The following is a 9,910-nucleotide window of genomic DNA, read 5'->3' as shown; positions in this document are numbered from 1 at the left end:
GTCGCCCAGTTCTCCCGGCCCTTCTACAGTGTATAGTCTAGCAGACGTTCTGCAACAGGGGGAAGAGCCGATTTCAGATCGGCGCAGAGCTCAGAAAGGCGAAACCAAAGGAGAAGAGAGTCGGGACAGGGGCAAGGGATTACTTGGCAATGACCTTGTAGAATTTGGCCAGATAGTCGACCCCGGACCAGATGGTGATGACGGTGGCGATCCAGAGGTAGAAGATCCCCACGTTGTGCATGTTGACGACCAGGTAGGGGTGATCGATGCCGAAAAACCAGTGATAGTCGTAGTGGAGCAAAAGGCCGATGATGGCCACCAGCTGGAAGATGGTCTTGAATTTCCCCAGATCGCTGGCCTGGATGACGATCCCCTCGCTTGAGGCGATGCCGCGCAGGCCGGTGATGATGATCTCGCGGCCAAGGATCACCAGGACCATCCAGGCAGGGACACGGCCGAAGGGAAGGATCATGATCAGGGCCGCCATGACGATCAGCTTGTCGGCGATGGGATCGAGGAACTTGCCGAAGACGGTGACGATCCCCATCCGCCTGGCCAGGTAGCCGTCGAGCCAGTCGGTGACGGAAGCAACGGCAAAGAGGGCAGCGGCCCAGAAACCGGGCTCCCGGTCTGGCGACATGAGCAGGAAGACCAGCAGGGGTATGGCGGCGATCCTGAGCAGCGTCAGGATGTTAGGGATGTTCCAGATCGGGTTTGCGGTTGCGGTCACGCTATTTGGCCTCACTCCCCTGGAGAGACCTGCGGTAGGTCATCACCTTGTCGACGTAGTTGCGGGTTTCCGCGTAAGGAGGGACGCCGTTGTACTGCGCGACCCTGGAAAGCCCGGCGTTGTAGGCGGCCAGTGCCATCACCTCGTCCCCCTTGCAGGTATCGAGAAGGAAGCGGAGATAGCGGACCCCGCCGCGAATGTTCTGTTCGGGGTTGAAGGCATCGGCCACCTTGAGATGCTGGGCGGTCTTGGGCATCAACTGCATGAGCCCCTGGGCACCCTTGCGCGATACGGCATTGGGGTTGTATCCCGATTCGGCCTGAATAACGGCCTTCACCAGGGACCGGTCGACACCATATTGCAGCGAACACTGGTTGATGATCGATTCGTATGCGGCCGGATCGCCCTTCAGGCGAAATGACGTTCGCAACCTGAGATCCTTTTTGAGATCGCGCATGAACACCTTGAAACGGCGATCCGTGGGCGCATCGGTGAAATGGACCGTCCCGTCGTCGTCCTCGTAGCGATAGATGTCCGCACCTGCCGTCGAAACCACTACCAGCGACGTTACAAATAAGAGTATCACCTGGTGTCTGATGTCTGGCATTTTCATCGGTTCACTCCCGTACGGAGCCGGTCGGAACGGCCGGCGAAAGACATTGTATACTCGGAAAGCCCGGTTTTCAAGGAAGATTTCCCTCTCATACTTCCTAAACCGGCACAATCCCTTGACAAAACGATTTGAGGGGTCAATAATCGGCAGCCGAAGTTACTATTGCCCTTATCGGCTCAAGAGGGGGATTTATGAAGCTGCAGAGCGATTTTCTGGTCATCGGCAGCGGCATTGCCGGACTTTCCTTCGCACTCAAGGCTGCCGAACATGGCACTGTCGCCATCGTCACCAAGCGAGAGGTCACGGAATCTGCCACCAACTACGCCCAGGGAGGGATTGCGACCGTTTTCTCCCAGGACGACACCTTTGCCGCCCACATCGAGGATACCCTGGTCGCCGGGGCGGGGATCTGCCACGAGGACGTGGTCAAGATGGTGGTTGAAGAGGGTCCGCAGATCATCCGCGAACTGATCGACTGGGGGGTAAACTTCACCACCAGCGGCGACTCCTACGACCTGACCCGCGAGGGTGGCCACAGCCAGCGCCGGATCCTCCACGCCGAAGACGTCACCGGCAGGGAGATCGAGCGGGCCTTGGTCGCCGCAGCTCAACTGAACCCCAATATCCGTATCTTCGAGCACCATATCGCCATCGACCTGATCACCGAGGCAAAGGTCGCCCACAAGCGCATCAAGCCGAACCGTTGCCTGGGCGCCCACGTCCTGGAGATCGAATCGGGACTGGTAAAGACCTTTTCCGCCAAGATCACACTCCTCGCCTCCGGCGGCGCCGGCAAGGTCTACCTCTACACCTGCAATCCCGACGTTGCCACCGGCGACGGTGTTGCCATGGCCTACCGGGCAGGGGCGACCATCGGCAACATGGAATTCATGCAGTTTCACCCCACCACTCTCTATCACCCCCATGCCAAATCGTTCCTGATCTCGGAAGCAGTGCGGGGCGAAGGGGCGATCCTCCGGCGGCGGGACGGTACCGCCTTCATGGAGAAGTACCACCACCTGAAGGACCTGGCGCCGCGCGACATCGTGGCACGCGCCATCGACAACGAGATGAAGGTCCATGGCGACGACTGTGTCTACCTGGACATTACCCATAAGGAACCGGAGTACGTCAGGACCCGCTTCCCCAACATCTACCAGACCTGCCTGGAATACGGCCTGGACATGACCGTCGAACCGCTGCCGGTTGTCCCTGCAGCCCATTACCTCTGTGGCGGAGTGGCGGTAAACACCGATGCGGAAACTGACATCCGTCACCTCTACGCCATCGGCGAGGTGGCCTTCACCGGCCTGCACGGCGCCAACCGACTGGCGAGCAATTCGCTCCTGGAGGCGGCAGTCTACGCGGGCAGGGCCTATCAGCACGCCGTCCACGCCCTCAAGGAGATCAGCCAGCCGATTCTCGACATCCCTGAATGGGATTCGGGTACTGCCACCGACAGCGACGAAATGGTCGTGGTATCGCAAAACTGGGACGAAATCCGGCGCTGCATGTGGAACTACGTGGGGATCGTCCGTTCCGACAAGCGCCTGGAACGGGCAATGAACCGGATCAGGCTCATCCAGGAAGAGATCGAAGACTATTACTGGAACTTCAAGATCACGTCGGACCTGGTCGAACTGCGCAACATCGCGACCGTCGCAGAGCTGATCATCCGCTGTGCCCAGGGGAGGAAGGAGTCGCGCGGGCTCCACTGCACCATCGACTATCCCGAGCGCAAGGACAACCACGGCAAACGTGATTCGTTCATCAGAAAACACTTTTGATCGCCGTCGAGACACCTTTCCCCGGAGCAGTTACCGTGCCGGTGGAGACTGCCACAGTTCACCGCTGTTGAGGCCGCTATGAGCATAGACGATATCCGCATACGAATCGACCTGATGGACGATGTACTGCTCCGCATCTTCAACGAGCGGGCTCGTCTGGCCCTGGAGATCGGTCATATCAAAAAAGAGATGGGAATGCCGGTCTTCGATCCTGCAAGGGAAAAGCGGATATTTGCCCGGATGAAGGAAGAAAACCCCGGCCCGCTCGACGACGGCGCCATTGTGCGGCTATTCGAGCGGGTCGTGGACGAATCGCGCCGACTGGAGCGGATCATGTCTCACAAGGAAGAGGATTAGTGAACTATGCTGATCATCATGAAGAAAAATGCACCGGAAGAGACGCTGGACAGCATCAAGGAGTACCTCATCAATCGTGACTTCGATATTCACCAGTCGACCGGTGCCAACAGGACCATCATCGGCGTCATCGGCGACACCCAGACCCTGGACGAAGGTGAGATCGAGTCGATGCCCGGTGTGAGCCAGGTGGTGCGGATCAGAAAGGACGAATGAAAGGCTTGCATCAATCGATTTTCAGGCTCTCGTAAATGCCGGAAAAGATATGTTCGATCCGGAAAAAGGTTGCCAGCAGTGTCGGATCGAAATGATCCGCCGGTCGAACCCGCTCATCACCATCGCGAAACACCCGCACCGTCTCGGCGTGACTGTAAGCCCCCTTGTAGCTTCTCGTCGAACGGAGCGCGTCGTAGACATCGGCTATCTTCACGATCCGTCCCGCCAGGGGGATCTGCTCCCCCTTCAGACCATAGGGATAGCCGCTGCCATCCCAATTTTCGTGATGGGCAATGGCAATCTCCCGCGCCACCTCGAGCCGAGGGGAATCGCCCAGTATCCGCTCGCCGAAAACCGGGTGCATCTTCATCAGCTCCATCTCCGCCGCATTGAGCGGCCCCTCCTTGAGCAGTATCGTCACAGGAATCTTGATCTTGCCCACATCATGCATCTGCGCCGAGTAGGAAATCGACTCGACAAAATGGGCCGGCAAGCCCAGATTGGCTGCCAGCGCACCGGCATAGCGGTTCACCCGCAGGATGTGCGTGCCGGTATGCTCTTCCGCCGCCTCGCAGGCCCTGGCCAACGCCTCGATGGTGTAGATGAACGCTTTTTCCGTCTCGCGCATCTCTCCGGAGAGGGTCACGAGCGATCCAATGACCACGGCAAGCCCGTGCAAAACCGATGCGTCATAGTCGGTGGCAGAGCCGGGATAGTTAAAAGCGGTGATCACCCCTGGTTGTTCGCCGCTGATCCGGCAGGAGACAAAGTTGCGAATGGCGCCGCCGACAAAGGAACGGACCGCAAGGGGGAACACGTTCTGGAAGGAATCCACCGACGCAGAGCGCTCGTCCCAGTTCACCGCTATCACGCCCTGCTGCTCTTCTGCAAAGGCAAGGTCGGCTCCATACCCTGAGCCAGTAGGGATGACCACCTCTTCCGATCCTTCCACCAGCTGATCCGCCACCAGGTGGAAGACGCGCCCCCGCGTCAGGCCATTGTGGCGCTCCTGGAAGCTGATGAGGATGCACGCCGCGCCCCGCTTCCCCTTCCCTCCCAGCACCCGGCGCAACGCCTCGGCATAGAGTTCACTGCCGCTGAATTTCCTGCAGCAGATCTCCTGCATCGTGGTTTCGGTGAGTCGCAGCAGCGCCTGGGTCTGCTGCAGCGCCATTTCACAGAGTTCTACCGACATCGCTCTCTCTCCCCCATATCCGGGGCGCACCAATTGACTGTCGACACGTTTGCTGCTACTGTAGCTCCGCACAATCCATCCTCTGCGGGGCAGTCATGACCTTTCCTTCAATAGACCCGGTATTTCTCCGCATCGGCCCTCTGGAATTCCGCTGGTACGGGCTGATGTACATTCTGGCCTTTTCTGCAGCCTACCTGGTACTCAAGACAGGGGTAAAGCAGCGTGACCTGCCGCTCACCAAGGATGACATCGCCGATCTGGTCTTTTCCGTGGCCATGGGGATCATCCTGGGAGGAAGGCTTGGTTACGTTGTTTTCTATAATCTCTCTTTCTATCTTGCCAACCCGCTCAAGATCTTCGCTGTCTGGGAAGGGGGCATGTCGTTCCATGGCGGCCTGATCGGCGCCACGATTGCCGGCATCCTCTACTGCCGGAAACACAAGATCGACTTTTTTGCCCTGGCCGACCTGACGTCGCTCTGTGCACCCATCGGTCTTATGCTGGGAAGGATCGGTAACTTCATCAACGGCGAACTGTATGGTCGGGTAACCGATGTTCCGTGGGGGATAGTCTTTCCGGGCGGCGGCATCCTGCCTCGCCACCCGTCACAGCTCTATGAAGCATTCCTGGAAGGGCCGCTCACCCTTTTCCTGCTCTATCTCATCTGGCGGAAGCGGCTCACGGCCGGATCGGTCCTCTGGAGTTTCGTGGCGCTCTATGGCCTGTTCAGAACGGTGGTGGAATTCTTCCGCGAACCGGATCAGCAGATCGGCTACATCGCCGGTTTCCTGTCGCAGGGGCAACTGCTCAGCATCCCCATGTTCTTTCTGGGGTGCGGCATGCTCTGGTATCTCAACCGACGGCCGGGTCAGTGACCGATTACCGTCAATGGAGCTGCTTGGTCATCTCCAGAACATTCCCCGCCGCTTCCCGCCGGTAACAGACCGAATCCATCAGCGACCTGATGAGGAATATCCCCCGTCCCCGATCCTCCAGAGCATCGAAGTCCGGCGACTGGATGGCATTGATGTCGAATCCCTGCCCTGAGTCGTGCACCTGTATCACCAGCTCTTCGTCGGAGATATAGATCAGGATGCGGACCGTCTTGTCGGGATCATCGGCATTGGCATGCCTGATGGCATTGACCATGGCCTCCGTCAGAACCAGGTTGATGTGGTACGCCAGCGTCTCCCGGTCACCGCGGTACTTGTACAGCTCATTGGCGATGTCCTCGCCGATCCTGCCGATCAGGCTCAGGTAACGGGTCTGATTGGGAACCTTAATGTCAACCTGGATACGGTTCTTATCCATCTCGTCCTCATGCATCAGAAAGTTTCCAGCGCCTCGGCCGATGAGCCGAATATCTCGAAAACCCGGTGGAGCCGGGTCAGCTCGAACATGGACTTGACCTGAGGTTGCAGGCTTGCCAGCTTGAGATTCCCCTGATGGGATATGGCATTCTTGAAGCCCGAAACCAGAGCGCCCAGACCGGAGCTGTCAATGAAGCGCACATCCTTCATCTCCACGAGAATATTCTTTTCTCCCCCCTCGAACAGGCGTCCCATCTCGGTTTTCAGTTCGCCCGAATTATGGGCATCCAGGCGTTCTTCACGAACATAAAGGATCGTCACATCTTTCTTCTTCTCAATGTACAGATTCATTCAGGACTCCTGGCAATGGGATGGTGCGACAATGGCATATGTGCAATCTTAGCAAGAGATCACGCCCTGTTCAATGAAGATTCGCTTATTTCGCCACTATGCTACCTTTACCACCACCAGGGATACGTCGTCGCTGAACCCCTGCGTGCCGGTAAACCGCTGTGCCGCAGTCAATACCCCCTCGATGATCTCTTCCGGCCCGGCATCGCGAAGCAGGGCCACCTGCTCGGCCAGCCTCAGCTCCCCGAACAGCTCTCCCGTGCTGTTGGTTGCCTCGGTGATGCCGTCGGTATAAAAGAGCAGGACATCGCCGATCTCCAGCACCAGGCTCTTTTCCTCGAACAGGACCTCCATCCGCACCCCGAGGATCAGGCCCTCCGCATCGAGCTCAACAACTGCCGGCTCACTGTTGCCGCCGCGGATGAGCAGCGGCTTGTTATGGCCGGCACTGGCATAGCTGAGTCGACGTGTCTCTGCCCAGTAGGTGGCATAAAACATGGTGACAAAGAGTTCCGCCCTGGTCAGGTCTTCATAGAGCAGCCGGTTGAGAACGTTCAGCACATCGCTGGCAGTACCAGCGGCCTGGCCCTGGGCTCGGAGCACACTGCGGGTTTCCACCATGATCAGGGCCGCGCCGACGTTATGCCCCGATACATCGGCGATGACCAGGTCGACCAGCCCGGACTCGCGCACGAAAAAGTCGAAATAGTCCCCACCGACATGGGCAGCCGGGATGCACCGGGAAGCCAGTTGCAACCCCTGCACTACCGGTAGCGTAGCCGGGAGGAGCGAAAGCTGGATCTGCTTGGCGATCTCCATGTCCCGCAGGACACGGGCATTCTCCAGCTGCGCCTGCTCTTTTTCCTGCCGCTCTCGGTCCTTCTCCAGACGCTCTTGCTCGATCTTCAAAGCCTGGGCGAGCTGCCCCGCCAGACTGGAAAGGAGCCGCAGGAACGGTGGGGTGAACATCCCGATGATGGTTTTGGAAAAGACCGAGAGTATCCCCAAGGGGGTGGCGCCATGGGTGGCGATGGGAACATGGGCAAACGACCTGATCCCCTCCCGCTCCATGATCTCCCTGGATTTCGGCTTGGTGATGTTGCGGGTGTCGTTGACGAACTGCGGCTTGTTGGCGAGAAACGACTCGCCTATGTAGGTGTCGATCTCCGGCAACCAGTCCCGCTCCACGATCGTTCCTCCAGTCAGCCCGCGATAACAGGAGACCTTCAGTACCCCCTCGGGGTTGGTCAGGCGGATGACGACCAGCTCGAACTTGAACTCGTGCTGCAAAAGCTCAAGCAGGTCATCCATGATGATATCCACATTCAGGGTCCGGTTCATGATCTCCGATGCCTTGAGCCGGACATACAGAGCTTCCCTGCTCTCTTCGAGCGAGGTGCGGACGGTGCTGAAGGCGTCATAGACCGACTCCATCTTCGACCCAATGTCGGACAGGTAGCTTTCAACGATGGCGCCGGCCGCAGCAGCCCCCACCGAACCTGCCAGGGTCCGCTCGATAAAGCGCTTCAGATTGGGAAGCTCGAACTCGGAGACCCCGCCCCGCTCGTCGATCTCCCGGTCCCCCAGATATTCGCTGATGGCGATATGGGCCTGTTCCTCGCCGATGAATTTGGAGAGCAGCGAGACGAACTGCATGATGGTGATCGGTTTGGAGAGACGTTTGGTCTCCCAGGTTGTCCCTTCGTGGTTCACGGTGAAGACGTCGACAAATTTCCTGACCTGCTCGCGCTCGGTCTCATCCTGATCGAGCAGGATGGAACAGATGATATACCCGGCCACATTGACGAGGATGCTCCAGAAGACCGTGTGTGACCAGACATCGAGCCCGGTGAGGCCGAACAGCTCGGTCGGTCTCAGCAGAAAGATGCCGAATGGCCCCTTTTCAAGCAGATCGGTCTGCCACCAGCCGGAACGGATGAACGAGGGGAGCAGTAGGGTATAGAACCAGACGATGAAACCGAGGACGATGCCCGTTATGGCACCGGTTTTGTTGCCGCGGCGCCAGTAGAGCCCTCCCAGAAGGGCCGGGCCGAACTGGGCCGCAGCGGCAAAGGAGATGAGCCCCATATTGACCAGCATGTAGGTTTCGCCCAGGATCTGCTGGTAGACAAATCCCAGGAGCACCACCAGGAAGATGCCGCAGCGCTTCAGGTTGATGAGCAGAAACGGAAACCAGGGCCGCGGTTTGAGTTTGACGATGATCGGCATGACCAGATGGTTGAGGAACATGGTCGAGATCGCCACCGATTCGAGCATGACCATCCCTGCGGCAGCGGAGAACCCTCCCATGAACGCAACGACTGCCAGCATGGGTGAACCGTTGAACAGCGGGATGGTCAGGACGAAGTAGTCCGCCCCGGCGGAGCTCCCGTTGATCAGGATGCCGGCCAGGGCGATGGGAAAGACGAAGAGGTTGATGGCGAACAGGTAGGCGGGGAAGAGCCACATCGCCTTGCTGATGTGTTTCTCCGACGAGTTCTCGATAACCATGACATGGAACTGGCGCGGGAGCAGCATGATGGCGCCCAGCGACAGGTAGAGCATGGTGAACCATGTGGCTGCAGGAGGCCTGCCCTGACCGCCGAAGGTGGTGAGCCTGCCCAGAAGGGCGGGATCGCGAGCCTGCATGCGGCTGAAGATGTCCGTCACCCCGTCAAACAGGCCGAAACAGACAAAGATGCCAACGGCAAGAAATGCCAGTAGTTTGACAATCGATTCGACCGCAATGGCAGCCACCAGCCCCTCATGGCGTTCGGATGAAACCAGGTGGCGTGCGCCGAAGATGACGCCGAACAACCCGAGGATAAGAGCTGAAAAGAAGCTCGACTGCTGCTGCGACGGGATCATAGTCCTGAGCGCCGGCGCCTGCTGGTGGATATAGGTGACCAGTATCTCGAAGGTCGCTGATACCGCCTTGAGCTGAAGGGCAATGTACGGGATGATCCCCATCAGCGCAATGATGGTCACCAGTGCTCCCAGCCACTGTGACTTGCCGTAGCGGGAACTGATGAAGTCGGCAATGGAGGTAATGTTGTTATCCTTGGCGATCCTGACGATCTTGCGCAGGAGGAACCACCAGGAAAAGGCCGCCAGTGAAGGCCCCAGATAGATCAGCAGGAAATCCAGGCCGGTGGTGGCTGCCTTGCCGACGCTGCCGTAGAAGGTCCAGGACGTGGCATAGATTGCAATGGAGAGGGCATAGATGTACGGATTGGAGATGATGCTGCGGCCGAGCTCACGACGGCCGTCCGCATAGTAGGCCACCATGAAGAGAAACAGGATATAGAGGAAGATGACCGCGAAGATCAGTTCGATACTGAGCATGGCTGC

At 58.5% G+C, this 9,910-nt stretch carries 10 protein-coding genes; 4 read left to right on the top strand and 6 right to left on the bottom strand.

All coding sequences use genetic code 11. From position 1 onward, the window contains the following. Positions 1 to 139 precede the first annotated feature (139 nt). Together pgsA and GJT30_00645 are read right to left on the bottom strand one after the other, a co-directional pair. Positions 140 to 730, bottom strand: coding sequence for a CDP-diacylglycerol--glycerol-3-phosphate 3-phosphatidyltransferase (pgsA, locus tag GJT30_00650; protein ID MSM38121.1), 591 nt, complete (start codon positions 728 to 730; stop codon positions 140 to 142). A 1-nt stretch (position 731) separates the two neighbouring features. Beyond that, a complete protein-coding gene (locus tag GJT30_00645) occupies positions 732 to 1,343 on the bottom strand; it encodes a transglycosylase SLT domain-containing protein (protein MSM38120.1) in 612 nt (203 codons plus the stop codon). A gap of 191 nt (positions 1,344 to 1,534) precedes the next feature. Here GJT30_00645 and nadB point away from each other — a divergent pair, with 191 nt between their 5' ends. From nadB to GJT30_00630, 3 genes are all read left to right on the top strand, one after another. Continuing rightward, positions 1,535 to 3,130 carry an L-aspartate oxidase gene (nadB, locus tag GJT30_00640; GenBank protein ID MSM38119.1) on the top strand — a complete coding sequence of 532 codons (1,596 nt, stop codon included), beginning with the start codon at positions 1,535 to 1,537 and terminating at the stop codon, positions 3,128 to 3,130. Positions 3,131 to 3,208: 78 nt separating this feature from the next. Further along, the gene (locus GJT30_00635; protein ID MSM38118.1) at positions 3,209 to 3,487 is read left to right on the top strand and encodes a chorismate mutase; all 279 of its coding nucleotides are present in this window, start codon (positions 3,209 to 3,211) and stop codon (positions 3,485 to 3,487) included. A 6-nt stretch (positions 3,488 to 3,493) separates the two neighbouring features. Further along, on the top strand, positions 3,494 to 3,703 hold the full coding sequence (locus tag GJT30_00630; GenBank protein MSM38117.1) for a hypothetical protein: 210 nt from the start codon (positions 3,494 to 3,496) through the stop codon (positions 3,701 to 3,703). Positions 3,704 to 3,713: 10 nt separating this feature from the next. Here the strand turns inward: GJT30_00630 and GJT30_00625 are convergent, their stop codons facing one another. After that, entirely contained in the window at positions 3,714 to 4,898 is a 1,185-nt protein-coding gene (locus tag GJT30_00625; GenBank protein ID MSM38116.1) for an HD domain-containing protein, read from the bottom strand. A gap of 95 nt (positions 4,899 to 4,993) precedes the next feature. On the opposite strand from GJT30_00625, the gene GJT30_00620 reads away from it, so the two are divergent. Continuing rightward, complete coding sequence (locus tag GJT30_00620) at positions 4,994 to 5,773, top strand: prolipoprotein diacylglyceryl transferase (protein ID MSM38115.1); 780 nt, start codon at positions 4,994 to 4,996, stop codon at positions 5,771 to 5,773. Positions 5,774 to 5,783: 10 nt separating this feature from the next. Here GJT30_00620 and GJT30_00615 read toward each other — a convergent pair whose 3' ends face one another. From GJT30_00615 to GJT30_00605, 3 genes are all read right to left on the bottom strand, one after another. Further along, entirely contained in the window at positions 5,784 to 6,209 is a 426-nt protein-coding gene (locus tag GJT30_00615) for an ATP-binding protein (protein MSM38114.1), read from the bottom strand. A gap of 14 nt (positions 6,210 to 6,223) precedes the next feature. Continuing rightward, positions 6,224 to 6,559, bottom strand: coding sequence for an anti-sigma factor antagonist (locus GJT30_00610; GenBank protein MSM38113.1), 336 nt, complete (start codon positions 6,557 to 6,559; stop codon positions 6,224 to 6,226). Between the two features lie 96 nt (positions 6,560 to 6,655). Next, entirely contained in the window at positions 6,656 to 9,904 is a 3,249-nt protein-coding gene (locus GJT30_00605; GenBank protein ID MSM38112.1) for a SpoIIE family protein phosphatase, read from the bottom strand. Positions 9,905 to 9,910 lie beyond the last annotated feature (6 nt).

Source organism: Geobacter sp. (assembly GCA_009684525.1).
Classification (GTDB): Bacteria; Desulfobacterota; Desulfuromonadia; order Geobacterales; family DSM-12255; genus Geoanaerobacter.
Note: the sequence above shows the minus strand (reverse complement) of the source record. Positions and strands in the feature narration are given on the sequence as shown.

Bases quoted from the DNA above. Each gene is read 5' to 3' on its own strand.
- GJT30_00645 (MSM38120.1), bottom strand. From the start codon at position 1,343: ATGAAAATGCCAGACATCAGACACCAGGTGATACTCTTATTTGTAACG.
- nadB (MSM38119.1), top strand. From the start codon at position 1,535: ATGAAGCTGCAGAGCGATTTTCTGGTCATCGGCAGCGGCATTGCCGGA.
- GJT30_00635 (MSM38118.1), top strand. From the start codon at position 3,209: ATGAGCATAGACGATATCCGCATACGAATCGACCTGATGGACGATGTA.
- GJT30_00630 (MSM38117.1), top strand. From the start codon at position 3,494: ATGCTGATCATCATGAAGAAAAATGCACCGGAAGAGACGCTGGACAGC.
- GJT30_00625 (MSM38116.1), bottom strand. From the start codon at position 4,898: ATGTCGGTAGAACTCTGTGAAATGGCGCTGCAGCAGACCCAGGCGCTG.
- GJT30_00620 (MSM38115.1), top strand. From the start codon at position 4,994: ATGACCTTTCCTTCAATAGACCCGGTATTTCTCCGCATCGGCCCTCTG.
- GJT30_00615 (MSM38114.1), bottom strand. From the start codon at position 6,209: ATGGATAAGAACCGTATCCAGGTTGACATTAAGGTTCCCAATCAGACC.
- GJT30_00610 (MSM38113.1), bottom strand. From the start codon at position 6,559: ATGAATCTGTACATTGAGAAGAAGAAAGATGTGACGATCCTTTATGTT.
- GJT30_00605 (MSM38112.1), bottom strand. From the start codon at position 9,904: ATGCTCAGTATCGAACTGATCTTCGCGGTCATCTTCCTCTATATCCTG.